Source organism: Rhabdaerophilum sp. (genome assembly GCF_046092605.1).
Classification (GTDB): Bacteria; Pseudomonadota; Alphaproteobacteria; order Rhizobiales; family Beijerinckiaceae; genus Rhabdaerophilum.
The window spans coordinates 1-24188 of sequence record NZ_JBJTDY010000200.1 but is presented as its reverse complement, the minus strand read 5'-3'; the positions used below and the strand labels follow the sequence as shown (position 1 = coordinate 24188).

At 64.6% G+C, this 24188-nt stretch carries 21 protein-coding genes and 1 pseudogene; 7 read left to right on the top strand and 15 right to left on the bottom strand.

Annotation, left to right across the window (positions count from 1 at the left end; genetic code table 11):
• Nucleotides 1-139: 139 nt before the first annotated feature.
• Nucleotides 140-874, bottom strand: coding sequence for a superoxide dismutase (locus tag ACKODO_RS15945; protein ID WP_408984429.1), 735 nt, complete (start codon nt 872-874; stop codon nt 140-142).
• 123 nt (nt 875-997) lie between these two features.
• Between ACKODO_RS15945 and ACKODO_RS15940 the strand changes: the two genes are divergently transcribed.
• Together ACKODO_RS15940 and ACKODO_RS15935 are read left to right on the top strand one after the other, a co-directional pair.
• Entirely contained in the window at nt 998-1729 is a 732-nt protein-coding gene (locus ACKODO_RS15940; protein ID WP_408984428.1) for a TlyA family RNA methyltransferase, read from the top strand.
• A complete protein-coding gene (locus tag ACKODO_RS15935; RefSeq protein ID WP_408984427.1) occupies nt 1726-2964 on the top strand; it encodes a class I SAM-dependent RNA methyltransferase in 1239 nt (412 codons plus the stop codon). The genes ACKODO_RS15940 and ACKODO_RS15935 overlap by 4 nt, the downstream gene beginning before the upstream one ends.
• 32 nt (nt 2965-2996) lie before the next feature.
• On the opposite strand, the gene corA is transcribed toward ACKODO_RS15935, so the two are convergent.
• From corA to ACKODO_RS15915, 4 genes are all read right to left on the bottom strand, one after another.
• Nucleotides 2997-3983 (bottom strand): magnesium/cobalt transporter CorA, encoded by a 987-nt coding sequence (corA, locus tag ACKODO_RS15930; protein WP_408984426.1) that lies wholly within the window; start codon nt 3981-3983, stop codon nt 2997-2999.
• Nucleotides 3984-4061: 78 nt separating this feature from the next.
• On the bottom strand, nt 4062-4928 hold the full coding sequence (locus ACKODO_RS15925) for an SDR family oxidoreductase (RefSeq protein WP_408984425.1): 867 nt from the start codon (nt 4926-4928) through the stop codon (nt 4062-4064).
• A gap of 18 nt (nt 4929-4946) precedes the next feature.
• Nucleotides 4947-5696, bottom strand: coding sequence for a crotonase/enoyl-CoA hydratase family protein (locus tag ACKODO_RS15920; RefSeq protein WP_408984424.1), 750 nt, complete (start codon nt 5694-5696; stop codon nt 4947-4949).
• A 9-nt stretch (nt 5697-5705) separates the two neighbouring features.
• Nucleotides 5706-7484 (bottom strand): acyl-CoA dehydrogenase, encoded by a 1779-nt coding sequence (locus ACKODO_RS15915; protein ID WP_408984423.1) that lies wholly within the window; start codon nt 7482-7484, stop codon nt 5706-5708.
• Between the two features lie 232 nt (nt 7485-7716).
• Here ACKODO_RS15915 and ACKODO_RS15910 point away from each other — a divergent pair, with 232 nt between their 5' ends.
• A complete protein-coding gene (locus ACKODO_RS15910) occupies nt 7717-8727 on the top strand; it encodes an L-threonylcarbamoyladenylate synthase (protein WP_408984422.1) in 1011 nt (336 codons plus the stop codon).
• A gap of 74 nt (nt 8728-8801) precedes the next feature.
• Nucleotides 8802-9716: a LysR family transcriptional regulator gene (locus ACKODO_RS15905; RefSeq protein WP_408984421.1), complete on the top strand. Its 915-nt coding sequence runs from the start codon at nt 8802-8804 to the stop codon at nt 9714-9716.
• A gap of 3 nt (nt 9717-9719) precedes the next feature.
• Here ACKODO_RS15905 and ACKODO_RS15900 read toward each other — a convergent pair whose 3' ends face one another.
• From ACKODO_RS15900 to ACKODO_RS15880, 5 genes are all read right to left on the bottom strand, one after another.
• On the bottom strand, nt 9720-10997 hold the full coding sequence (locus tag ACKODO_RS15900; protein ID WP_408984420.1) for an MFS transporter: 1278 nt from the start codon (nt 10995-10997) through the stop codon (nt 9720-9722).
• Nucleotides 10998-11321: 324 nt separating this feature from the next.
• Nucleotides 11322-13751 (bottom strand): glycine--tRNA ligase subunit beta, encoded by a 2430-nt coding sequence (glyS, locus tag ACKODO_RS15895; protein ID WP_408984419.1) that lies wholly within the window; start codon nt 13749-13751, stop codon nt 11322-11324.
• A gap of 32 nt (nt 13752-13783) precedes the next feature.
• Nucleotides 13784-14023 (bottom strand): CDGSH iron-sulfur domain-containing protein, encoded by a 240-nt coding sequence (locus ACKODO_RS15890; RefSeq protein WP_408984418.1) that lies wholly within the window; start codon nt 14021-14023, stop codon nt 13784-13786.
• Nucleotides 14020-14424: a VOC family protein gene (locus ACKODO_RS15885; RefSeq protein ID WP_408984417.1), complete on the bottom strand. Its 405-nt coding sequence runs from the start codon at nt 14422-14424 to the stop codon at nt 14020-14022. The genes ACKODO_RS15890 and ACKODO_RS15885 overlap by 4 nt, the downstream gene beginning before the upstream one ends.
• Nucleotides 14424-15347 (bottom strand): glycine--tRNA ligase subunit alpha, encoded by a 924-nt coding sequence (locus tag ACKODO_RS15880; RefSeq protein WP_408984416.1) that lies wholly within the window; start codon nt 15345-15347, stop codon nt 14424-14426. Before ACKODO_RS15880 ends, ACKODO_RS15885 begins: the two co-directional genes overlap by 1 nt.
• A 443-nt stretch (nt 15348-15790) precedes the next feature.
• On the opposite strand from ACKODO_RS15880, the gene ACKODO_RS15875 reads away from it, so the two are divergent.
• Entirely contained in the window at nt 15791-16183 is a 393-nt protein-coding gene (locus ACKODO_RS15875) for a hypothetical protein (protein ID WP_408984415.1), read from the top strand.
• A gap of 59 nt (nt 16184-16242) precedes the next feature.
• On the opposite strand, the gene ACKODO_RS15870 is transcribed toward ACKODO_RS15875, so the two are convergent.
• Nucleotides 16243-16986, bottom strand: coding sequence for a tRNA1(Val) (adenine(37)-N6)-methyltransferase (locus tag ACKODO_RS15870; RefSeq protein ID WP_408984414.1), 744 nt, complete (start codon nt 16984-16986; stop codon nt 16243-16245).
• Between the two features lie 102 nt (nt 16987-17088).
• Between ACKODO_RS15870 and ACKODO_RS15865 the strand changes: the two genes are divergently transcribed.
• The gene (locus ACKODO_RS15865) at nt 17089-18105 is read left to right on the top strand and encodes a polyprenyl synthetase family protein (protein WP_408984413.1); all 1017 of its coding nucleotides are present in this window, start codon (nt 17089-17091) and stop codon (nt 18103-18105) included.
• Here the strand turns inward: ACKODO_RS15865 and ACKODO_RS15860 are convergent, their stop codons facing one another.
• From ACKODO_RS15860 to ACKODO_RS15850, 3 genes are read right to left on the bottom strand one after another with little or no spacing between them, the layout of a single operon-like run.
• Complete coding sequence (locus ACKODO_RS15860) at nt 18106-18612, bottom strand: DinB family protein (protein ID WP_408984412.1); 507 nt, start codon at nt 18610-18612, stop codon at nt 18106-18108.
• 3 nt (nt 18613-18615) lie between these two features.
• Nucleotides 18616-19467, bottom strand: coding sequence for a 4-(cytidine 5'-diphospho)-2-C-methyl-D-erythritol kinase (locus ACKODO_RS15855; protein ID WP_408984411.1), 852 nt, complete (start codon nt 19465-19467; stop codon nt 18616-18618).
• Between the two features lie 12 nt (nt 19468-19479).
• Nucleotides 19480-21264, bottom strand: a complete 1785-nt coding sequence (locus tag ACKODO_RS15850) for a tetratricopeptide repeat protein (protein ID WP_408984410.1) — start codon at nt 21262-21264, stop codon at nt 19480-19482.
• A gap of 463 nt (nt 21265-21727) precedes the next feature.
• On the opposite strand from ACKODO_RS15850, the pseudogene ACKODO_RS15845 reads away from it, so the two are divergent.
• Nucleotides 21728-21907: pseudogene (locus ACKODO_RS15845) on the top strand (thioredoxin family protein); the annotation flags it as partial.
• Nucleotides 21908-22054: 147 nt separating this feature from the next.
• Here ACKODO_RS15845 and ACKODO_RS15840 read toward each other — a convergent pair.
• Nucleotides 22055-23743 carry a 4Fe-4S dicluster domain-containing protein gene (locus tag ACKODO_RS15840; protein WP_408984409.1) on the bottom strand — a complete coding sequence of 563 codons (1689 nt, stop codon included), beginning with the start codon at nt 23741-23743 and terminating at the stop codon, nt 22055-22057.
• Nucleotides 23744-24188 lie beyond the last annotated feature (445 nt).

Below are 24188 nucleotides of genomic sequence, written 5' to 3'. Positions count from 1 at the left end.
GGCGTCCGGAATGCGGGCGTTCAGGACTCACGGCCGGGCGCGAGCTTCGCGCGCGCCGGCGCCGCTCGGAAGGCCAGCTTCCCTGGCCTGAAGACGCCGGCCGGGAGCGCATCCGGGCCGGCGAGGCGGGGAGCGAGACTCAGATCTCGAGCGTGCCGGCCTTCGCGGCGGCGTAGCGCTCGCCAATTCTCGACCAGTTGGCGACATTCCACCAATTTGCGAGATATTCCGGGCGGCGGTTCTGGTACTTCAGATAATAGGCGTGCTCCCACACGTCATTGCCGAAGAGCACCATCTGGCCGTCCATCAGCGGAGTGTCCTGGTTCGGCTTCGAGACGATTGCGAGCCTGCCATCCTTCGAGACCGTGACGAACACCCAACCCGAACCGAACAGGCGGCCGCCGGTGCCGTTGAAATCGGCCTTCAGCTTGTCGAAGCCGCCGAGATAGCGGTCGATCGCGGCCTTGAGTTCGCCTTCCGGGGCCTTCGCACCGCCGGGGGTCATCACCTGCCAGAACATCGCGTGGTTGGCATGGCCGCCGAGCGAGTTCTTCGCGCCCATGCGGATCGCTTCGGGAAGCTGCTGCCATTCCGCGAGCAGCCTGGGGACCGAGCCATTCGCGAGCACGCCGTGGTCCTTCGCGAAATTGTTGAGGTTGGCGATAAAGCTGCCATGGTGCCGCTGGGAGTGGATTTCCATTGTCATCGCATCGATATGCGGCTCCAGCGCATTGAAGGCATAGCCAAGCTGCGGAAGCGCGAACGGGCCCGTGGGGGCTGCGGCCTGGGCGAACACCTTTCGCGGCAGGGCGCTGGCGCCGGCTGAAACCGCGGCACCGGCAAGAAAAAGGCGACGGGAGAGCTGGACATTCATGATTTTCTCCTCCTGACCATCGCTTTCCCGCCCATGCCCCATGGTCCACACGGAAGCGACTTGTGTCGGAACACAGATGAACCCATAGCGGATGCAAGCCAAGCCGGAATGTTCTCACCGCTCATGAATCGCCAGCGCATTGATCAGCTTCTCGTGGAACGCGGCGTATTCGCGAGCCGGGCGCTGGCGCGCGCCGCCATCGAGGCAGGGCTGGTGCGTGCGGATGGCGTGGTGGTGGACAAACCCTCCCGATCCGTGCCTGCCGATGCGCGACTGCAAGCGAGCCGTCCATTCGAGACAGTCTCGCGGGGTGGGGTGAAGCTGCTTGCGGCGCTGGATGCCTTCCGCATCTTCCCAACGGACCGCATCGCGCTCGATCTCGGAGCCTCCGCCGGCGGCTTCACGGATGCCCTTCTCAGTCGCGGTGCCAGGCGTGTCTATGCGGTGGATGTCGGCCATGGCCAGCTGCACCCTCGCCTCGCGGCGGATGCGCGCGTAGTGGCGATCGAGGGGCTCGATGCGCGTGCCATTACCGCATCCGAGATATCTGAAATGGTGAGCCTTCTTGTGGCCGACCTCTCCTTCATCGGGCTCGTCAAGGCCTTGCCGGCGGGCCTTGCGCGGCTGGAAGCGGGCGGTGATCTCATCGCGCTCATCAAACCGCAATTCGAGGCGGGGCCGGGAGCGAGCAAGGATGGCGTGATCCGCGATCCGTCGCGCCAACGGGAGATCGCAAGCCGGGTTGCCGGCGAGGTCTCCGCCCTCGGACTCACGGTTCTCGGTCTCATTCCCTCCCCAATCGCCGGCGGGGATGGAAACCGCGAATTCCTGCTCCATGCGAGAAAGCCCGCATGAATCCCGAGGCCGTCATCTTCACCGCCATGGGCGCGCGCGGCGATGGGATCGGCATGGTGGATGGCCACCGCGTGCATGTGCCTTTCGTGTTGCCGGGCGAGACGGCGCGCATCACCCGCGAGGGCGAGCGCGGCACGCTGCTCAACATCGTGGAGGCAAGCCCGGATCGCGTCCCCCCGCCCTGCCCGCATTTCACCCGCTGCGGCGGCTGCGCCGTGCAGCACTGGGCCGGCGACCGGATCGCCGAATGGAAGCGCGAGCGCGTGGGAACGGCCCTTCGCCGCGCGAAGGTCGAGGCAGAGGTCCTGCCTGCGCGTGATGCCCATGGTGCGGGCCGCCGCCGCGCGACCCTGCATGTGCGATACCCCAAGATGCCCGGCGGGCGCATCGAGGCGGGTTTCATGCAGGCGCGCAGCCATGCGCTCGTCGATCTCGATTCCTGCCCTCTTCTGGTGCGCGCACTCGCGCCCGCGCCGGAGATCGCCCGGGACATCGGGCATATCCTGCGCGGGGTCGCAAAACCGCTCGATGTTCAGGTCACGGCCTGCGAAAGCGGGCTCGATTGCGACATACGCGGCTCCGGGCCTTTGGTGGATGGCCTCAGACAGAAGCTCATCGCCCTGGCTCGCGCGCGTGATCTCGCGCGCCTCACCCTGCATGGCGAGCGGCTGATCGAGGCGCGCGTGCCGGTGCTGACCTTCGATGGCCTCACGGCCTATCTGCCGCCCGGCTCCTTCCTGCAGGCTACCGCCGAAGCCGAGGCCACGCTCGCCGGCTTTGCTTTGGAGGCGCTGAAGGGCGCGAAGCACGTCGCTGATCTTTTCTGCGGTCTCGGGCCTTTTGCCTTGCGTCTCGCTCGGCACGTGAAGATTAGCGCCATGGATTCCGACAAGGGGGCGATCGAGGCTTTGGGTCGTTCCATCCGCGCCAATCCCGGCGGAAAGCCGCTGGTGACGCAAGCGCGCGATCTGTTCCGGCGCCCGCTTTTTGCGCCCGAACTCAAGCCTTTCGATGCGGTTCTGATGGACCCGCCCCGCCAGGGTGCTGAGGCACAGGCGCGCGAGCTGGCGAAATCGAAGGTCGCGAAGGTCGTCTCGATCTCCTGCGATCCTGAAAGTTTCGCGCGCGATGCGCGCATTCTCATGGATGGCGGGTTCAGGCCGGGGCCAGTGACTCCGGTGGACCAGTTCCGCTATTCGGCCCATGTCGAGGTGATGGCGGTGTTCGCGCGCTAGAGCGTTTTCCGATCTGACCGGACCGGCTCGATCTAGAGCCAGCGCTTGGCCTTGAAGAACGCATAGGTGCCGCCGGCGGCCGCGACCATCAGCGCCAGCGCCATGGGGTAGCCCGCGGCCCATTCGAGTTCGGGCATCACCTTGAAGTTCATGCCGTAAATCGAGGCAATGAGGGTGGGCGGCAGGAAGATGACGGCCGCCACCGAAAAGATCTTGATGATCTTGTTCTGCTCGAGATTGACGAGGCCAAGGGTGGCATCGAGCAGGAACTGGATCTTGGAGGCGAGAAAGGTCGCGTGATCCTCGAGGCTCTGCAAGTCGCGGAGTGTGGTGCGCACTTCGCCGCGCAGGTTCTCGGGCAGGGTCGCGCCAGCGGTATTCGCCGTGAGGAAGAGCAGCATGCGCTCGATGGAGACAAGGCTCTCGCGCACCTTGGAGATGCGCGCGCCTTCAAGACCCATCGTCTGCAAGGTCTGGCGGAAAACGCCGGGATCGCTCTCCTGCGCGCCGAAGACCAGCGGGGAAACATCGTCAATTCGCTCGCCGGCCATGCGCAGCAGTTCCGCCGCGCGGTCGATCACCGTTTCGAAGAGCGCGATCAGCATGTGATCGCCCGTCGGCGTGCAGGCGGCGGGCCGCGCCATGCGGTTCACGAACATCTGGAAGGAGCGCGGCTCGTCATAGCGCACGGTGACAAGGTGATGATCCTTCAGAATGAAGGAGATCGGCGCGAGCTTCGGCGTTTCGCTCTCGGATTGGCAGAGGATGCGCGCGGACATGTAGCGCACGCCATTCTCGACATAGAGGACCTCGGAAGGTTCGATATTCTCGGTTTCCTCGCGCGTGGGGATGGCGATTCCGAGACGCGCCTCCACCCGCGCATCCTCGCTGCGGGAGGGGTTGAGGAGATCGATCCACACCGCCTCGGCCGGAACGGCATCGTTCTCGCCGATGATGACCCGCTCGAGATTGCAGCGCCCCTCGGCGGAGGCTTGCCCGGGGAGATAGGCAATGATCAAGCGGCCCTCCCCCTTCTTCCTCAACGCCGAAACCGAGGCGGATAGAGCCCCGCCGAGCCACGGAAATCAAGGAGAAATTCAGGCCTTCAGCGGCCCGTAGGTCGCGCATGGCGGCGCGGGAACATCATCCGGCACGAAGAAATCAGGTGCCAAAGCCTGTGCGGGATCGTTCCGGTAATGGTCGAATTCCGTCACGCCCTCGCCCGCGAGAAAGGTGTCGTCGATCAGGAAATTGCCCGTGAAGTTCTTCGCGTCTTTGTTGAAGATCGCATAGGCCGCATCCGCGAGGATCTCCGGCTTGCGCGAGGCCTTCATCAGCGCCTCGCCGCCGAGCAGGTTGTTCACCGCCGCCGTGGCGATGGTGGTGCGAGGCCAGAGCGCGTTCACACCGATGCGGCCGCGCGTCTCGCCGGCAAGGCCCAGCACCACGAGGCTCATGCCGAACTTCGCCATGGAATAGCCGGTATGCCCGGCGAACCACCTGGTCTTCATGTCGAGCGGGGGCGAGAGCATCAGGATATGCGGGTTTGCGGCCTTGGCGAGGTAGGGCAGGGCGCAGCGCGAAACGAGATAGGTGCCGCGCGCGTTGATCTGGTGCATCAGGTCGAAGCGCTTCATCTCCAGCTTCTCGACCGGGGCAAGCTGGATGGCGGAGGCATTGTTCACGATGATATCGATGCCGCCGAAATGCTGCACCGCCCTGGCGAAGGCGGCTTCGGTGGCGGCGTCATCGCGAATGTCGAGCTGGATCGGCAGAGCCCTGCCGCCGGCCTTCTCGATCTCCCCTGCGGCCGTGAAGATCGTGCCTTCAAGCTTGGGATGCGCCTCGACGGTCTTGGCCGCGACGACGACATTCGCGCCGTCCCGCGCGGCGCGCAGGGCGATGGCGAGGCCGATGCCGCGCGATGCCCCGGTAATGAAAAGGGTTTTTCCGGAAAGGCTCATGGGTCGGCTCCGTTGAAATCAGGATTTGCCTTTGGCAAGGAAAGCTTCGAAGGATTGGCGCGCCTCTTGCGACATCAGCCGCTCGGAGAACAGCTTCGCCTCCTCATCGATGCGCGCGAGAATGGCGGATGGATCGCCCCGGATCAGCTTGCGGGCGAGGCGCACCGCCTCGCGGGGCTTGGCGGCAATGGCCCTGGCCGTTTCGAGCGTTTGCGCCTCCAGCGTGGCAGGCTCGGTCACGGCATTGATAAGGCCGGTCTCGCGGGCGCGGTTCGCGTCGAATTTCGCGCCCATCGCCAGCATCTCGAAAGCAAGGCGATTGCCCATGAGCTGCGGCACGATGAGGCTCGACGCTGCCTCCGGCACGAGGCCGAGATCGACGAACGGGGTCGCGAAAACCGAACGGTTCGAGGCAAGCGCGTAGTCGCAATGCAGGATCATCGTGGTGCCGATGCCGATGGCCGCGCCATCCACGCCCGCCACCAGCGGCTTCTCGTTCGCAACCAGCGCGCGCAGGAAATCGAGGACCGGCTGGCCGATGCCCCCGCCCATCGCGAAGCCCATGAAATCCTTGATGTCATTGCCGGCGCAGAAGATTCCCGGCTGGCCGAGGATCACGATGGCGCCCACGCCGTCATCGGCATTGGCTTCCCTCAGGGCGTGGGACAGCGCCGTGTACATCGCGCCCGTGAGCGCATTCTTCTTCTCCGCGCGATGGAGGCGCAGGATGGTCAGCGCCCCTTCGCGGGAGACAACGACATCGCTCATGATCGATCCTTATTCGGCCGCCCAGGCGATGTTCACGGAATCCGCCCCTTCGAGGATCGTCGTCTCGAGGCCGCTTGCAGCGGTCACGAGATTTTCCGCAAAGAAGCGGGCATCGGCGATGCGGGTCTGGTGTCGCGGGTCGGTCTCGCCCGCGACGAGGCCGGCATGGGCCGCCAGCGCCTGATCCGCGAGATAGGCGCCCCCCGCGACGAGGCCGAAAAGCCGCAGATAGGGCGTCGCGCCCGCCAGCGCGTCATTGGGCTTCGAGCCAAGCGAGGCGAGCATGAAATCGGTTGCGCGATCGAGCGCGGCGAGCCCTTCTCCCAGCCGAAGGCCGATGCGCGCGAAAGCGGGGTGATTGATGGCACGTGCCGCCGCCACCGTGCGGGCATAGCGGCCGAGCACCGCCTTCACCGTGCGACCTTCGGAAAGCGGCAACTTGCGCGTCACGAGGTCGATGGCCTGAATGCCGTTGGTGCCTTCGTAGATCGGCAGGATGCGCGCATCGCGATAATGCTGCGCGGCACCGGTTTCCTCCACGAAGCCCATCCCGCCATGAATCTGCACACCCAGCGAAGCGACCTCCACGCCGATATCGGTGGAGAAGGCCTTGGCGACCGGCGTCAGCAGGCTCGCCTCCTCATGGGCGGCCCTGGCCTCTGCACCTTCGAGGCGATGATGGCGATCCAGCGCGGCGGCGGTGACAAGGCAGATCGCGCGGGCCGCGGCGGTCTTCGATCGCATCTCGATCAGCATGCGCTTTACATCCGGGTGCTCGACGATCGGGCTGGTCGCAGCCGCACCCATCGCCTTGCCCTGCTTGCGATCCTGGGCGTAGGCGAGAGCCTGCTGGCAGGCGCGATCTGCCACTGCCACACCCTGCACCCCCACCGCCAGGCGAGCATTGTTCATCATCGTGAACATGCAGGCGAGGCCCTTGTTCTCTTCGCCGACAAGCCAGCCGAGGGCGCCGCCCCTGTCGCCATAGATCATGGTCGCCGTGGGAGAGGCATGGATGCCGAGCTTGTGCTCCAGCGCGTGGCAGCGGACATCGTTGCGCTCACCCGGCGTGCCATCGGCCTTCGGAATGAATTTCGGAACCACGAAGAGCGAGATTCCGCGCGTGCCCGGTGGCGCATCCGGCAGGCGCGCCAGCACCAGATGCACGATGTTCCCGGTCAGGTCATGATCGCCATAGGTGATGAAAATCTTCTGCCCGAAGATGCGATAGGTGCCATCGCCATTCCGCTCGGCGCGGCTCGTGAGCAACGCGAGATCCGAACCGGCCTGCGGCTCGGTGAGGTTCATCGTGCCGGTCCATTCCCCGGAAATCATCTTCTCCAGATAGGTCTTCTGCAGATGCTCGGAGCCATGCGCCGTGAGCGCCTCGACCGCGCCCATGGTGAGAAGCGGGTTGAGCGCGAAAGCGAGGTTCGCGGCGTTCCACAGTTCCGTGCAGCCGATATTGAGCAGGATCGGCAAGCCCTGCCCGCCATGCGCGGGTGCGGCCGCAACGCCGGCCCAGCCGCCGGCGGCCCAATCGGTGTAAGCTTCCCTGAAACCCTTCGGCGTGATGACGCTGCCATCCACGAGGCGGGAGGTTTCCTTGTCGCCGCCGCGATTGAGCGGGGCAATGCGGCTCTCGGCAAATTTCGCGGCTTCCTCCAGCACGGCCTCGGCCGTGCCATCGGCGAGGTCTGCATAGAGCCCGCTCGCGATGCCCTGTTCGAGCCCTGCGGCATGCCGCATGGCGAACAGAATGTCCTCGACCGGCGCGCGATATGTCATGCCTTCCTCCCTCGTCGCAATCCGGGGCCTGCCAGCCCCCCTCGCCAAGTGCGAGCCGGGCCGGCTCTACAACTTTCATGCCTGCGAGCCTAGGCGGCTCGAATGCGCTTGGCCAGTGCCGGGCAGCCCTGTTCCCCGCGCCGATTTGCCTCCCCGGCGGCAAGGCCTTACGAAAGCCGTGGCATCCTATTTAGTTAATATATGAACTATTTCACGGCCTGTAAAGATGTCCATGACCGCTCCACGCTCCACCCTTCGCCTTGGGACGGATGCCGCCTCGCTGGCCGAGGCCGGTCGCCTGCTGGCGCGCGGTGCCTTGGTCGCCTTCCCGACCGAGACGGTCTACGGCCTCGGCGCGGATGCGACAGACAGCGCCGCCGTGGCGCGCCTCTATGCCGCGAAGGGCCGGCCGAGCTTCAATCCGCTGATCGCGCATGTTCCAGACGTGGAAAGCGCTTTCTCGCTGGGCGATTTCAACGGGAATGCGCGCAGGCTCGCGAAGGCCTTCTGGCCGGGGCCGCTGACCTTGGTGGTGCCGGCGCGGCCGAACGGGCCGGTCTGCGAGCTGGCGCGCGCCGGGCTTTCCTCGCTGGCCATCCGGGTGCCGTCCGACCCGACCGCCCGCGCGATCCTCCGCGAGGCAGGAAAGCCCATCGCCGCGCCGAGCGCCAACCGTTCCGGGCATGTTTCGCCAACGGAAGCCGAGCATGTGCTCGTGGATCTCGAGGGGCGCATCGATGCGGTGGTGATGGGGGAGGCCTCACCCGTGGGCGTCGAATCCACCATCCTGGCCTGCCTCGATGATCGGGTGGTCCTGCTGCGGCCCGGTGTCGTCACGCGGGATTCGGTGGAGGCGGTGATCGGCCAAAGCGTGGCCGAGCCCGAGACCGCCACCGAGGACAATCCGCTCGCGCCGGGCCGCCTGACCTCGCATTATGCCACGCGCGCGCCCATCCGGCTGGAGGCGACAAGCATCGGGCCGGATGAGGCCTGTCTGGCATTTGGACCAGAATGGCCTGCAGGCGCCCATCCTGCGCGGACGCTCAATCTTTCCGAAAAGGGCGACCCCGTGGAGGCAGCCGCCAACCTCTATGCCATGCTGAGGCGGCTGGATGGAATTTCTCCCAGCGCGATCGGCGTGGTCAAATTTTCCAGAGCCGGGCTCGGAGAAGCAATTTTTGACCGATTGCAGAGGGCCGCAGCCCCGCGTGGCGCAGCTTTCTATGACTTAAGTCGAATATGAGGGCCGAGCTGCACCGCTGTTACAGCCTGCAATTCTTGGTATAGTTCCCTGGAGAAAAATAATGCGGTAGCTTGATGACCCAACCCCTCGCCTGGGACGACTTTCGCCTTGTGAAGGCGATCGCCGATGCCCGTTCCCTCGGTGGCGCCGCCGAAGCGCTCTCGGTTAACAACTCCACCGTCTTTCGTCGTCTGAACACGCTGGAGGACCAGCTTGGCGTGCGCATTTTCGAGCGTGCGCGCACGGGCTATCTGCTGACCTCCGCCGGCGAGGAAATGGTGGCGCTGGCGACCCGGATGTCGGAATCGATCATCGAGTTCGAACGCCGCATCGCGGGGCAGGATGTTCGCCCATCCGGCGAACTGCGCGTGACCACGGCCGATACGATGTTCTCCGATCTCATCGCGCCGGCCTTCGCGGAGTTCCATGCGAAATTCCCGGAAATCCTGCTCGACTTCGTCATCGACAACCGGCCCTTGAACCTGTCGCGCCGGGATGCCGATGTGGCGATCCGCGCCGCGACCGACCCTCCGGAAACGCTGGTAGGCCGTCGCGTCGCCACCATCGCCTGGAGCGCCTATGCCTCGCGGGATTTCCTCGCGCGCCACAAGCTGGATCCGAAGGAAGCTTCGAGCTTTCTCGAGCCGGGCATTCCATGGATTGGCATGAGCTATCCCATCCACACCATGAGCCCCACCAAATGGCTGGAGGACAATGTTCCGGCCGGCAATGTGGTGGCGAAGGTGAGTGCCGTCTCGGCGATCATCGCCGGCTTGCGCGCGGGGATTGGCGCAGGCCTGCTGCCCTGCTTCATGGGCGCGAAAGACCCCTCGCTCGTGCGTGTGGCGCTGACGCCGAAGGCGGATTCCGGCCTGTGGCTGCTCACGCATCCGGACCTGAAGAAGGCCGCGCGGGTGCGTGCCTTCCTCGATTTCTTCGGCCACGAACTCTCCCGACAGCGCAAGCTGCTCGAAGGCGAGGAAGCGTAGGAGTCACACCGCGCCCGCCATGGCAAGGCGCGGCGCGGGCTTCTCCCGGATCGGCAGGTTGATCAGCGCCGAGGCCACGCCCAGCGCGATCGACAGCCACCAGACGACATCATAGCTGCCGGTTTTCTCAAACAGCACACCGCCGAGAATGACGCCGAGGAAGCCGCCGACCTGGTGCGAGAAGAAGGCGAAGCCATAGAGCATCGCCATGTAGCGCGGCCCGAACATGATCGAGACAAGTGCTGCCGTGGGTGGCACGGTGGAAAGCCAGAGCAGACCTGTCAGCGCGCCGAAGGTCAGCGCCGCGACCACGCCCACGGTCGTTCCTGTTCCGAACGCGCTGATCGGCATGGCCGCGAAGTGAATGGAGGCGAGCAGCCCCACCGCGACCACCGAACGCGCGAAATAGATGAAGGCGAGAATCCAGCGCTTGGGCATGCGATTGCCGAGCCACCCCGCTGTGAGCGAGCCCACGATGTTGAAGAGGCCGACGAGCGCCAGCGTGAGGCCACCCACTTCCGGCGGCAAGCCCACATCGTTGAAATAGCTCGGCAAATGCACGGTGATGAAGGCGAGCTGGAAGCCGCAGGTGAAGAAGCCGAGCACCAGCAGCACATAGGAGCGGTGGTGGAAAGCCTCCGTCAGCGCCTGCTTCACGGTCTGGTTCTCAGTGGCATCGGTTGAATTGGAGGGCTTTGCCTGCGGCGGGGTGGCGAGTGCCAGGGCCAGCGGCATGGCAAGCAGCGTGAGCGCGGCGAAAACCAGCAGCGCGTTCGACCAGCCGTAATCGCGGATCAGCACCACGGAGAGCGGGGAGAACAGGAACTGCCCGAAAGAGCCCGCCGCCGTGCCGAAGCCGAAGGCCATGCTGCGCTTTTCGGGCGGCAGCAATTTGCCGAAGGCCGCGAGCACGAGGTTGAAGCTCGACCCCGCGAGGCCGAAGCCGATCAGCACGCCGGCGGTGAGCGAGAGTGCGGAAGGCGTCGTGGAGATGGTCATCAGCGCGAGGCCGGCGGCATAGAGCGCGAGGCCCGCCCAGAGCACGCGCAGCGTGCCGAAGCGGTCGGCAATCGCGCCCATGAAGGGCTGGCCGATGCCCCAGACAAGATTCTGGATGGCCAGCGCCAGAGCGAAGACATCCCGCCCCCAGCCATTGGCCGAGATGATCGGCTGCTGGAAGAAGCCCATGGCCGAACGCGGCCCGAAACCGATGCTCGCGATCAGGCATCCTGAGAGGATGATGAGCCCGGCCGGCACGGCGCGGGTGGCGATCGTCGTCATGCAGGTGCCCTCTGGCGCGGCGACAAGATTTCGCCGCATTTGCCGGACGCTAGCCTGCTTTCACGCATTCCAAAAGCACATTGACGTGATGGATTGATCAGCACCCGGAATGCGTTGGGGACGGTGCGGCGACAGCTTCCGGCCTGGCTCATGCGTCATGGCCGGACTTGTTCCGGCCATCCACGTCCTGAAGGCGGGCGGAAGTCGTGGATGCCCGGGCCAAGCCCGGGCATGACGGACTAACCAGCGATCTTCGAGAAATCCGGCTTTATCGTCTTGGGTCCGGGCTGACCGCCCGGCGCGCAGTCGCGCTTTGCCAGAGTTCTACCCGGCGATCTTCGAGAAATCCGCCACTTGCCTTGTCACACGACGAAGCGTGGCCAGCAAAGCGAGGCGGTTCTTGCGGATGGCGGGGTCATCGGCATTGACCATCACGGCATCGAAGAAGGCATCGACCGGGCCACGAAGCGAGGCCATGGCGCGCATCGCAGCCTCAAAATCCGGCTTTTCGAGCGCGACCATCGCGGCCTCGCCGGCGCGGGAGAGTGCGGCATGCAAAGCCTTCTCGCTCTCCTCGGTCAGCAGAGCGGGGTCTGCCGCGGCTTCGAACGCGCCTTCGCCGTCTTTCTTTTCCTCCGCGCGCAGGATGTTCGTCGCGCGCTTGGCACCGGCCAGCAGCGACTTGCCATCCTCGGTGTCGAGGAACTTGCCGAGGGCTTCGACGCGGCGAACGACGAGCAGGAGATCGTCATTCGCATTGTTCTCTGACGCGAAATCTTCACGCGAACCGGTTCCCACTTCGCTCGATTTCGCTATGCGGCCATTCGCCAGCACGGCATCCACCAGATCATGCCGCGCGCCAGAATCACGGAGCATGACCTTCAGGCGATCATGGAAGAAGGAGAGAAGGTTAACAGCAGTCTTGGATGCCGGTTCGACAGACCCTTCAGCAATTTCTCTCGAACCATCGGGACTGAAGGGCTCCAAGATATGGTCACGCAGTTGAGCATAGGCGACTTCGCTGATGCCCTTGTATGCAAGTTCGTTAAGTGACCGAATTTGGTCTTCTGCTTGTTTGGCAACAAACAACGGAACAACACGTGATAGCCCAAACATTATCGGACCAAACGCATCGACTCGCAGCCCATTCTCCACCACCAGCCGGATCACTCCCAACGCTGCCCTCCGCAGCGCATAGGGGTCCTTCGAGCCGGTCGGCTTCTCGTCGATGGCCCAGAAGCCCACGAGCGTATCGAGCTTGTCGGCGAGCGCGACCGTCACCGACACCTTGTCCGTGGGCACGCGATCATTCGGCCCCACGGGCTTGTAATGCTCCTCGCAAGCCGCAGCCACCGAGGCCGGCAGGCCGATCTGCCCGGCATAGATGCGGCCCATGAAGCCCTGCAATTCGGGGAATTCGCCCACGACTTCCGTCAGCAGATCCGCCTTGCAGATGCGCGCCGCGAGATCGACCTCGGCAGGGTCCGCGCCCGTAACCGCGCAGAGTTCCTTCGCCAAGGCGCGGATGCGCTCGATGCGATCCCACTGGCTGCCGAGCTTCTCGTGGAAGGTGACGTTCCTGAACTTCTCGAGCCGCTTGAAATCGCGGTCTTCGGCCCACACCCGCTTGTCCGTCTCCCAGAAGAATTTCGCATCCGAAAGGCGCGCGCGGATCACCCGCTCATTGCCGCCGATGATGATCGTGCCGCCATCCTTCGCCTCGATATTCGCGGTGAGGAGGAAGCGATTGGCCAGGCCATTTTCCTGCCCCCTCTCCCGGCGCTCCGCGCCCCCCTCTCCCCCCAAGGGAGAGGCCGCTTTTCTCAAAACAAAGCATTTCTGGTTCGCGCGGATGGTCGCGCGGATCACCTCGCCTGGCACATCGAGGAAGGCTTCCTCGAACGAACCCATCAGCACCACGGGCCATTCGACAAGGCCCGCGACCTCTTCGAGCAGGCCCTCGTCTTCCACCAGCTCCAGCCCTTGCGCGAAGGCGAGGTTCTGCGCATCGGCCCTGATGATCTCCTTGCGGCGATCGGCATCGAGAACCACCTTCGCGGCTTCGAGCTTCGAGACGTAATCATCGAAGCGGCGCACGCGGATTTCGCCCGGCGCCATGAAGCGGTGGCCGTAGGTGACATTGCCCGCCTTCAGGCCATCCACCTCGAAGGGCACGATCTCGGTATCTTCGGTCTCGGCGCCGAAGGTCGCAAGAATGGAGCGCAGGGGGCGCACCCAGCGTAAAGATCCCGGCTCAGCGCTCGCGGCGCCCCAGCGCATGCTCTTCGGCCAGGGGAAGGCGCGGATGATGCCGGGCAGGATTTCCGCCAGCAACGCGAGGGTCTCAATGCCTTTCCTCTCGATCAGCGCGAAGGCCGTCGCATCCTTGCCGGAGCCGCGCACCTCCACCGAAAGGCCGCGCTCCGGCAGCGCGATGGAATGGCCCTCGTAGAGATCGAAGCGATGAAATTCGCTTTCCGGCACGCCGATGGATTTCAGGAAACCCAGCCGCGCCGCTTCCGGGGCGGAGATGCGCGGGCCTTTCTTCTCCTCGCGCGTATCGGGCTGGCGCGAGGGCAGGCCGACGATGGTAAGCGCCAGCCGGCGCGGAGTCGCGAAGGCCCTGGCCCCCTCATAAGTGAGACCCCGATCCACCAGCGCGCCGGTGACAAGCTTTTTCAAATCCTCCGCCGCCTGCCTCTGCATGCGGGCGGGGATTTCTTCCGAAAGGAGTTCGAGGAGAAGATCGGGCATCGCGGTTCAGTCTGGTCGTTGGGGCGCGGCGCTCAGAGCGCCTTGTGGGTTCCGTCGCATATCGGGGATTTGCCGGTCTGCTTGCAGGTGCAGAACGCGACCTTGCGGCTTTCCCCGGCGGTCCATTTCACGGGCGAGAAGGTGGTGCCCTTGTGCGAGCCATCGCAGAAGGGCTGGTTCTTCGATTGGCCGCAGGAGCACCACCAGTAATCCTTGCCCGCTTCCACATCCATGACGATGGGGGATGTGCCCCCGACATGCGCTTTGGTCATTGCGTCTCTCCCTTTGTCTGTGCGCTATCGATGACCTGACCGAAGCCGACCAGATGATTATCTGGATCGAGAAGGCCAAACTCGAGAACGCCATAAGGCTGAAGATACGGCTCGTAATCGACCCGCGCTCCACGTGCCTTGCAGGCGGCGAATTCTGCGGTCGCATCATCCAGCCAGAAATAGGCGTCGAACAGGCTTTCACGCTGCTCCCGGCGCGGAGTGATGGGCTGATCGGTCAAGCCGAACATGGCGTAGGCGCCATCGCGCTTGAGGATCGCGAAGGTCGGTGGGTCGCCGAACGTGTTGTCGATCGAAAAGCCGAAAATGTCGCGCCAGTATCGTGCCGTGCGCATCACGTCATTCGAGAGCAGAACCCCGGAATGGGCGGTGATTTTCGCCATCACGCGCCACCCGCCTCGGTCTTCACCCAGGCCGCACCACAGGCCTTGGCCAGTTCGCGCACGCGCAGGATGTAGCTCTGCCGCTCGGTGACGGAGATCACCCCGCGCGCATCGAGCAGGTTGAAGGCGTGCGAGGCCTTGATGCATTGATCATAGGCGGGCAGCACCTGCCGGTGCCTCTCGCCCTCGGCCCGCTCGCCGGCCTTCAGCAGCGCGAGGCATTCCTTCTCGGCGTTCTTGAAATCGTCGAACAGCTTTTCGGTATCGGCATATTCGAAATTGTGCCGGGAATATTCCTCCTCGGCCTGCCGGAACACATCGCCATAGGTAACCCTGGCCTCGCCTTCGAGGCCGTTGAAGTTGAGTTCGAAGCCGTTATCGACGCCTTGCAGATACATGGCGAGGCGCTCGAGGCCATAGGTGAGCTCGCCGGCCACCGGCGCGCATTCCTGTCCCGCGACCTGCTGGAAGTAGGTGAACTGGCTCACCTCCATGCCGTCGCACCAGCATTCCCAGCCGAGGCCCCAGGCACCGAGCGTGGGGCTTTCCCAATCATCCTCGACAAAACGGAGGTCGTGCAAGGCCGGGTCGATGCCGATGGCATAAAGGCTTTCGAGGTAAAGCTCCTGCAGGTCAGGCGGCGAGGGCTTCAGGATGACCTGATACTGGTAATAATGCTGGAACCGGTTGGGGTTCTCGCCATAGCGGCCATCCTTGGGGCGGCGCGAGGGCTGCACATAGGCCGCTTTCCATGCCTTCGGGCCGAGCGCACGAAGCGTTGTCGCCGGGTGGAAAGTGCCGGCCCCCACCTCCATGTCATAGGGCTGGAGAATGACACAGCCCTTCGACGCCCAGAAATTCTGGAGCGTGAGGATCAGTCCCTGGAAGGACTTCGAGGGATCAAGCGGGGCGGGAACGGACATCGGCGAACTCGGGCGGCAATTCTCGTCAGAATGACAGTCAATGCTTTCGCTTAGAGCATTTTCCCTACCGGTGGAAACCGCCCCGCAGCGCAAATCCGCTTGGCCTTGAAAAATTTTCACGCCGCTTCGAGTGTCATCGGCGGCTCTGAGGAAACCACCGAGCATCCGGGCCTTCCCGGTAAACCTCCCTCACGGAGAAAGGCCGTGCCTTCGTTTCGGAAGATCGCGGCTGCTTCCTTCGCGGTGCCGGTGCCCATGACCAGGCCCATGCCCAAGCCCATGCCCTCGATTGCCATCTGGAATGATGGGGGCGAAAGGCATTCATTCCCTTCGAGCCAGGTGAAAGCGCCGCGGGCCGCGCCGAAGCGCGCCCGTCATTGTACCGGTGTTCATAAAGCGGGCCTTAGTCTCCGCGGCCGGGTGACACCGACAGGGGATGGACGATGATCAGATTTTCCCGCTTTCCGGCCGCCATGGTGATGGCGTTTCTCATGGCTCTGGTTCTGGCTCTGGTTCTGGCTCTGCCGCTGGCGCCCGCGCGCGCAGCCACCCCGCCAGCCGGCTTCGCTCTTGCAGCAGAGGCCGGGAGCCGTGCGACCGACAGGGTTCAGTATTACTCCCATCCCCGTGTCTATCGATCGCCGCACCATGCCCGGCGTCATGTTTACCGGCATCATGTCGGCTACCATCGGCCGATCTATCGCCATCGCCATCGCCATCATGGCCGGCCGGTCTATTATCCGCGTCCGGTTTATCGCCGCTGCGTAACCCGCCCGCGTTGGGTCTGGACGCCGCATGGCTATGTGCGCCGCTGGGTGCGGATTTGCCGCTACTGAGCCGGGATCACTTTTTTCCAAGTCGAACCCCGCCCCCTCAAGAGGCGGGGTTTTTCGTTTCAGGGGCTGAAGGTGATGCGTGCCCGCCCCTCATGGATGGCCTGCGCTTCGGCCGTGAAACGTCCATCGGCCTCATGCAGCACGAGAGGCGAACCGATCGCGAGCGGGCCCCGTGAGCCCTTCACCCCCTGAACCAGCAGGCGGATCGCATCCTCGCCCGCCCGCGGATGGATGAAGCGCAGGCGGAGGCTGCCCAATCGTCCGCGCATCGCCGCGAGAACCGCCTCGACCGAATCGGCCCGATGGATCATCAGCAGTTGCCCGCGCGGCTTCAGGATGGAGGCTGCGCGGCGGATCCAGGCTTCCAGCGACGCGCCGTCATTCGCGTCCAGCGCATGCGCACCCGCCTTGGTGGGTGACAGACGCATGCGATGCGCCGCGAAAAAAGGCGGGTTGGTGAGCACGGCATCGAAGGCTTCGCGAAAATCGGCCAGCGCTCCCCTTGAGAGAATATTCTCTTCCACGGCCTCAACGCGCGCCGCGAGGCCATTGGCCTCGATGTTCCGGCGCGACAGCGCCACCAGATCGGTCTCCCGCTCGAACAACGTCACCCGCGCCTCGGGCAAGGCGAGCGCCGCCGCCAGGCCGACCAGTCCGCTCGAGGCACCGAGATCGGCCATGCGTCGGGCATCCGGCGGCACGGCAGCCGCGAGCAATACGCCATCCGTCCCGGCACGATGACCGCGGGCGGGCTGGAAGAGCCGCAAGCGCCCCCCGAGAAGCCGGTCTTCCGTGATCTGCATGCCCGGCCTTTCCAGGGGGTGATCGCAAACGTTGCAATTCGCGTAGAGAGGGTGCAAGCGTCTTGCGGTCGAGAAGGCCGGGGTGGCAAGAGGATTATTCCGTTGGGCGTGGTCGTTTCCTTCAACGAAAAGGTCGGGACCGAGGGCATCGAGCGCCTCGTGGCCCTCGTGCGCGACGACATGACGCGCGTGAACGAGATGATTCTCTCGCGGACGGGCTCCGAGGTCACGATGATCCCCGAGGTCGCCCAGCATCTCATCTCGTCGGGCGGCAAGCGCCTGCGCCCCATGCTCACGCTCGCCACCGCGCAGCTCTCGAATGTGCAGGGCGCGGGGCATATCCGGCTCGCGGCGGCCGTGGAGTTCATGCATACGGCGACCCTGCTGCATGATGACGTGGTGGATGAAAGCGACCTGCGGCGCGGCAAGCCTTCGGCGCGCAAGGTGTGGGGGAATGAGGCGAGCGTGCTCGTCGGCGATTTCCTGCTCGGTCAGGCGTTCCGCATGATGGTGGAGGTGGGTTCCCTGCCATGCCTCGATGTGCTTTCCACCGCCGCGGCTGTCATTGCCGAAGGCGAGGTGATGCAACTCGCCGCCGCCAAGAACACCTCGACCACCGAGGATGATTATCTCGCGGTGATCCGCTCGAAGACCGCCGCGCTTTTCGCGGCGGCGGCGGAAGTGGGCCCGCTGCTCGCGCCGGATTGCGATGAAGCGAAGCGTCGCGCCTGCCGCTCCTATGGCATGAATCTCGGTGTCGCGTTCCAGCTCATCGATGATGCTCTCGATTATGGCGGTTCGGGTGCGAAGCTCGGCAAGAATGTCGGCGACGATTTCCGCGAGGGCAAGATCACGCTCCCCGTGGTGCTTGCCTTCAGGCGCGGCTCGGGCGAGGAGCGCGCCTTCTGGAAGCGAGCACTGGAGCAGGGCCAGAATGATGATGCCGCGCTTTCCCGCGCCATGGACCTGCTGAAGAAGCATCGCGCGCTGGAGGATACGGTCGAGCGTGCCCGCCATTACGGCGAGGTGGCGAAGGATGCCCTGGCGCTCTTCCCGGCCTCGCCCATGCGCGAGGCGCTGAGCGAGGTCGTCGATTTCTGCCTCGCCCGCGCCTATTGATCAGGTGCGATCCGGCAAAAGGAACAGATCCGTATCATCCGGCCTGGCACCGGCCGCCGTCAGCATCGCGTGGATCTGCCCGCGATGATGGGCCTGGTGGTTGAAGAAATGCGCGACCAGCAGGCCATGCTTGCGCGACACTTCGCGACCGGCCGCGTTGGAATGCCAACGCATCTCGCCGTTGAGCCATTCGGCCGGAACAGCCTCCGCCCAATCGAGGATCACCTGGTCGAGCGCGTGGCGCGCGGCCACGAAATCCGCCCAGGCTTCGAAGCAACCGACCGAATCCGCGATGCTGCCCTTCGGTTTTTCGGTGGCGCCGAAGCGCCACATCCAGATGGAATCACCCCAATAAAGGTGGTTGAAGGTGCTGGCGATGGAGCGGAAGAAGGCGCCGCGATCAGCCAGCCGGTTCGCCTCGTCCAGTCCGGAAGCCGCCGCGACAAGCGACCTGTTCTGCCAGGCATTGTAGCGCGCCATCATCCGCGCGAATTCCGGTGTGATCATCGTTCAGCTCGGAAGTTTCAGCCAGGTCGGTCGCGCCCACCATTCCCGCTCGACCTGCAGCCGGGCGGCCGCCTCCGCACCCTCGGCATAATGGTCGAAGATCGCAAAGCAGGTGGCGCCGGAACCCGACATGCGCGCGAAACGGCAGCCGGGTGAGGCGCGAAGGGCCTCCAGCACTGCCCCGATCTCCGGCACGATCGCCCTGGCCGGCCCTTCCAGGTCATTGCGCGTGCCGGCCAGCACCTTGAGGTCACCGGGCGTTTCCACCTTCATGGGGAGGAAGCGATCGCCCGGTGAGAGGCCCAGCCCGCCAAAGACCGCACGCGTTTCGAGTGGCACGACCGGATTGACCAATACGGCGGGGTAGCGCAGCCCGTAGAGCCTGTTGCCCAGTTCATGCCCGATCCCATGCATCAGGCGCGGGGCGGTGGGATCGAGGCAGACCGGGACATCCGCCCCGAGGGTGCGGGCCGCATCGGTGAGGCGCGGATCATCGAAATCGATGCCGTTGAGCCGCGCGATGAGCCGCAGGGCCGCGCCGGCATCGCTGGAGCCGCCGCCAATGCCCGAGGCGACGGGAAGGTTCTTGACGAGCCGGAATGCACCGAGACGCAGGCGGCCGAATTGCGCGGTGGCCGCGCGCGCCGCCTTCAGCACCAGGTTGTCGTCGCCCGCAAGGCCGAAGGCGAAGGGCCCTTCCACCGCCAGTGCCAGTGGCCGATCCGGCTCCAGTTCGAGCTCATCCCCGAGATCGGCGAAGGTCACCAGGCTTTCGAGCACATGATAGCCATCGGCCTGCCGGCCGAGCACATGCAGGAAAAGATTGACCTTGGCCGGTGCGGATTCGCGAAACATGCGCGCGCCGCATCACCCGCCATTCGGCTTCGGAGCGGGCGAGGTGACCGCCGCGGATACATCCTCAAGGCCGTTCTCGAGCTTCTTCTCGATGGCGGCGCGCTCTTCAGGCTCAGGCTTGAGATCAAGCGCCTGCTGCCATTTGAACAGGGCCTCGCGCCGCCGCCCGACCCGCCAGTAAGCATCGCCGAGATGGTCGTTGATCGTCACGTCGCCCGCGCGAAGCAGCACGGCCCGCTCGAGTTCGCGCACGGCGTCCTCGTAGCGTCCCAACCGGTAGTAGGCCCAGCCAAGGCTGTCGACGATCGCGCCATCCTGTGGCGCGAGCGAGACCGCCTCGCGCAGCATCTCGAAGGAGCGGTCGATGTTCATGTGCATGTCGACCCAGGAATAGGCCAGATAATTCAGGACATTGGCCCGCTCGGCGCGTTCACGGGCATTGCGCGGGCGCGGCGGCAGCAATTCGAGCGCCTTCAGGAAATCCGGCTCGGCCTTGGCCCATTGCTTCGCGCGCTCGTAACCGATGGCGCGGCCGAAAAAGAGCACCCAATGCTTCTGCTCGATGCTCTTGGTGGCCTTGATCGCCGCCTCATAGACTTCGATGGAGGCAAGCCAGTTCTTCCTCGCGCGGTAGATGGAGCCCAGCGTATCCGCCGCCTCGATATCCTCGGGGTGGAGCGCAAGGAGCGCCTTCAGCGCCTCGATGGCCTCGTCCGTCTTCTCGAGCCTCTCCAGCGCCGCCGCGCGACCGATGGCCGCGCGATTGCCGAAAACCGATGCCGGAGGAATGCGGGCATAGGTGTCGGCCGCACGCTGGTTCTGGCGCAGTTGCTCGTAGAATTCCGCGATGGTCAACGTGATGAGTTCGTCGCCTTCGGCGAGATAATGCGCGAATTGCATGTAGACGAGCGCCGTCAGCGGATCCCGCGCTGCGGAACCGAGGCTGCCGAGGCTGTAGAACAACTCCGCCACGCCCTCGCTGACATCCGCCGCGAGCGGATCGAGCTTCTCGCCCTTGAACAGGGTGAGCGACTGGGCATCCAGGAACGGCTGGCCGAGATTGCGTTCGCGCCATTGCCGGTAGATGCCTTGCGCCTCCGCGATGCGGCCCCGGCGCGACAGCAATCGCGCATAGGCATCGGCAAAGCGGATGGAAGACGGATCGCTCTCATAGGCGCTCCTCAGCCGCTTTTCCGCCTCCGGAAACCGCTTGCCGACATCGGCCATCAGGCCGCCGAAGAAATCCCGGAACGGGCGGAGTTCCGGATCGGAGAAGCGATCGACCGTGCGCAGCGCGCCATCGAGATCACCCGAGCCCAAAAGCGTCCAGGCCCTGAGGAGCGACACCGTGAGATCGGTGCGGCGCTCGTTGCCGCCCGCGCGATCGAACGCCGCCCGCGCCCGCTGGAAATCCTTCGCCTTCAGCGCCCGCACACCCATGGCGACATGCGCCAACGAGTTCTCCCGATCGCGCTGGGCCAGCCGTTCCGCGAGGCGGAAGGCCTCCGTCAGCCGGCCGTCGACGAGATTGGCGACAAAGGTCTGGTCGAGAAGCTCGGTGTTGCGCGGGTCCGCGCGCAGGGCCTCGGAGAAGAAATCCGCCGCGCCCGCGAGATCGCGGGCGGCATTCGCCACGATGCCCGCGATGAAGTTGCCGGAGGCGCCGAGCGCTTCGAGGCGGCGCGATCCGCCACCGGTCGGCGCGGCAAGGGCCGCTGGCACCATCACCAGTGTCGAGGCAAGGGCAAGCGCCCGCAAAGCCTTCGGCATCAGACGATTTTTCGGGCAATCCGTCATTCCATCATTCCCTGGCCTCGCGGGCCGCTGCGCGCGCTTGGCAATTCGGGCCATGCAGCGGTGCCGCGGCACCGGTCGCTCCCGCCCGAATGACCCAGGTTCCGGGTATCATCGAATACCATTGGAACAAAGGCTTTTTGAAGGTTCGGCGTCGCACCGGCTCGGCATTCATCTTGACGAAGTCGTGATGCGCAGGCGAGCGCGGCATGCGAGCGCGCGAGAGATGACGCAAGGACCAAATCGTCGCAGAAAGGCAAGCAAAAGGTTGGAAGTTCGGCCTGTGGAAAGTATTCCCCCAGGCCGGGAAGGGCCCATGACGCTCTCCCGCCGTGCAATGATGGCTTTCGGCGGTCTGGCTCCTTCGGCCGGTTTCTTCACGGCCATGGCGGCGCTACCACCCGGCTTTGCCGATGACCCGAAGGAATAGTTCGAGGCGGCGCTGAAGGGCCCGAAGCGGGTTCTCGTGCATGTCCATGCCGATTGGTGCCCGGTCTGCGTGCGGCAGGAGCGCGCCTTCCAGCAGCTTTCCGAAAGCGCCGATTTCAGGCGTTTCAACGCCATTCAGGTCAATTTCGACACGGATCAGGACTTCCGGCGGGCCTGGGGCGTTAATAATCAGTCCGTGATCCTGATTTTCAGGGGCGGGAAGGAAGCGGCCCGCATCGGCGGCGTGACGGACCCCGCGAAGATCGGCGAGTTCCTCGCTTCGGTGAAGCGAGCGCCCCGCAAGGCCCATGAAAAAGGGGCAGTTCCAGCCGCTCCGCTGCCTTTTCCGATGATGCCTCGGGGCTCACATGTTCGGGTAGGTCGGACCGCCGCCACCTTCTGGCGCGACCCAGTTGATGTTCTGGGCCGGGTCCTTGATGTCGCAGGTCTTGCAGTGCACGCAGTTCTGCGCGTTGATCACGAAGCGCGGATCGGCCCTGGTCTGCTCATTCGCATAGACCACCTCATAGACCCCCGCCGGGCAATAAAGCCGGGCCGGCTCGCCATAAATTGGCAGGTTCTTCGCGATCGGAACCGAGGGGTCCTTCAGCTGCAGGTGAACCGGCTGGTCTTCCTCGTGGTTCGTGCCCGAGAGGAACACGCTCGAGAGCTTGTCGAAGCTGATCACGCCATCGGGCTTCGGGTAGGTCTTGGGCGTCACCTCGGCGATCGGCTTCAGGCTGGCCGAATCCGCCTTGCCGTGCTTGCGCGTGCCGAAGAACGAGAAGCCAAGCACCTCGTTCGTCCACATGTCGATCGCGCCGAGCGGAATGCCGAGCCAGGTGCCGAAGCGCGACCAGAGCGGCTTCACATTGCGCACCTTCCACAGGTCCCTGCCGATGAGGCTCGCGCGCCAGCTCTCCTCGTAGCTCGCCACCTCGTCATGCGCGCGCCCCCCGGCAATGGCCTTCGCCATGTGCTCCGCCGCGAGCATGCCCGAGAGCATCGCGTTGTGGCTGCCCTTGATGCGCGGCACGTTCACGAAGCCGGCCGAGCAGCCGATCAGCGCGCCACCGGGGAAGGTGAGGCGCGGGACACTCTGATACCCGCCCTCGGTGATGGCGCGCGCGCCATAGGAGAGGCGCTTGCCGCCCTCGAAGGTTTCGCGAACCATCGGATGGGTCTTGAACTGCTGGAACTCGTCGAAGGGCGAAAGCGTCGGGTTCTCGTAGTTGAGATGCACCACGAAGCCGACGGCAACGAGATTGTCATCGAAATGATAGAGGAAAGAGCCGCCGCCGGTTCTGGAATCGAGCGGCCAGCCGAAGGAATGCTGAACCAGCCCCTTCCGGTGCCTCTCCGGCTTCACCTGCCAGAGCTCCTTGAGGCCGATGCCGAATTTCGCATGGTCCGCGCTCTTGTCGAGGCCGAACTTCGCGATCAGCCGCTTGGAAAGATGGCCGCGCACCCCTTCGCCGAAGAGCGTGTATTTGCCCAGGAGCGCCATGCCGCGGGCAAAGCCTTCCTTCATTTCCCCCGAACGCGAAATGCCCATATCCCCGGTCGCGATGCCGATCACCGCACCGGCCTCGTTATGGAGCACCTCCTGCGCGGCAAAGCCCGGATAGATCTCCACGCCCAGCGCCTCTGCCTTCGCGGCCAGCCAGCGGCAGAGATTGCCCAGCGAAATGATGTAGTTGCCGTGGTTGTTGAGCAGCTTCGGCATCAGGATGTTCGGCAGGCGGATGCCGCCTGCCGGGCCGAGGAAGAGGAAGTGATCGGCCGTCACCGGAGTCTTTACCGGGCAATCCGGGTCTTCTCGCCAATCGGGAACAAGCCTGTCGAGGCCAATGGGATCGATGACCGCGCCGGAGAGGATATGGGCACCGACCTCGGACCCCTTCTCGACCACGACGACCGAAATCTCTGTGCCGGCTTCCGCCGCGATCTGTTTCAGCCGGATCGCCGCGGAAAGCCCCGCCGGCCCCCCGCCCACGATCACGACATCATATTCCATCTGGTCGCGCTCGGGCAGCTCCATTTCCGTCGCCATGCCTTTCTCCTCAACCGTATCCGCCGGCCCGAGGGGCGTTCGCCCTGAAAGCAGGCGCATAGTTCATATCTAAACTAACTACAATGCCATCCTTGTTTTGGATACGGCCTACCCCTAGAAAAGCAAGCGCAACCGGCAGGGGGTAGTGGGTCAGTTTGAAATATGGCCTTCAAATCGCCCTACGCATCGGGCATGATCAAAGGATGAACAAGACACCGAAGCGCCCGAAAGACCCCAACCAATTGGCGAAAATGATAATCGACATTGGGTCGGGAGAAATTCAAAATAACTACGATTCGGAACTTTCTCCGATGGCAGCTCTAGGGAGGGTGGGCGGCCAAAAGGGCGGAAAGGCGCGCACTGAAAATTTGTCAGCCGAGCGACGTGCCGAAATTGCCCAGAAAGCCGCCGCCACGAGATGGCGGAAGAATGAGAACTCTTAAAG

Coding starts and splice junctions, on each gene's coding strand:
- ACKODO_RS15945 (WP_408984429.1), bottom strand. CDS start 874: ATGAATGTCCAGCTCTCCCGTCGCCTTTTTCTTGCCGGTGCCGCGGTT.
- ACKODO_RS15940 (WP_408984428.1), top strand. CDS start 998: ATGAATCGCCAGCGCATTGATCAGCTTCTCGTGGAACGCGGCGTATTC.
- ACKODO_RS15935 (WP_408984427.1), top strand. CDS start 1,726: ATGAATCCCGAGGCCGTCATCTTCACCGCCATGGGCGCGCGCGGCGAT.
- ACKODO_RS15925 (WP_408984425.1), bottom strand. CDS start 4,928: ATGAGCCTTTCCGGAAAAACCCTTTTCATTACCGGGGCATCGCGCGGC.
- ACKODO_RS15920 (WP_408984424.1), bottom strand. CDS start 5,696: ATGAGCGATGTCGTTGTCTCCCGCGAAGGGGCGCTGACCATCCTGCGC.
- ACKODO_RS15915 (WP_408984423.1), bottom strand. CDS start 7,484: ATGACATATCGCGCGCCGGTCGAGGACATTCTGTTCGCCATGCGGCAT.
- ACKODO_RS15910 (WP_408984422.1), top strand. CDS start 7,717: ATGACCGCTCCACGCTCCACCCTTCGCCTTGGGACGGATGCCGCCTCG.
- ACKODO_RS15905 (WP_408984421.1), top strand. CDS start 8,802: ATGACCCAACCCCTCGCCTGGGACGACTTTCGCCTTGTGAAGGCGATC.
- ACKODO_RS15900 (WP_408984420.1), bottom strand. CDS start 10,997: ATGACGACGATCGCCACCCGCGCCGTGCCGGCCGGGCTCATCATCCTC.
- glyS (WP_408984419.1), bottom strand. CDS start 13,751: ATGCCCGATCTTCTCCTCGAACTCCTTTCGGAAGAAATCCCCGCCCGC.
- ACKODO_RS15890 (WP_408984418.1), bottom strand. CDS start 14,023: ATGACCAAAGCGCATGTCGGGGGCACATCCCCCATCGTCATGGATGTG.
- ACKODO_RS15885 (WP_408984417.1), bottom strand. CDS start 14,424: ATGGCGAAAATCACCGCCCATTCCGGGGTTCTGCTCTCGAATGACGTG.
- ACKODO_RS15880 (WP_408984416.1), bottom strand. CDS start 15,347: ATGTCCGTTCCCGCCCCGCTTGATCCCTCGAAGTCCTTCCAGGGACTG.
- ACKODO_RS15875 (WP_408984415.1), top strand. CDS start 15,791: ATGATCAGATTTTCCCGCTTTCCGGCCGCCATGGTGATGGCGTTTCTC.
- ACKODO_RS15870 (WP_408984414.1), bottom strand. CDS start 16,986: ATGCAGATCACGGAAGACCGGCTTCTCGGGGGGCGCTTGCGGCTCTTC.
- ACKODO_RS15860 (WP_408984412.1), bottom strand. CDS start 18,612: ATGATCACACCGGAATTCGCGCGGATGATGGCGCGCTACAATGCCTGG.
- ACKODO_RS15855 (WP_408984411.1), bottom strand. CDS start 19,467: ATGTTTCGCGAATCCGCACCGGCCAAGGTCAATCTTTTCCTGCATGTG.
- ACKODO_RS15850 (WP_408984410.1), bottom strand. CDS start 21,264: ATGACGGATTGCCCGAAAAATCGTCTGATGCCGAAGGCTTTGCGGGCG.
- ACKODO_RS15840 (WP_408984409.1), bottom strand. CDS start 23,743: ATGGCGACGGAAATGGAGCTGCCCGAGCGCGACCAGATGGAATATGAT.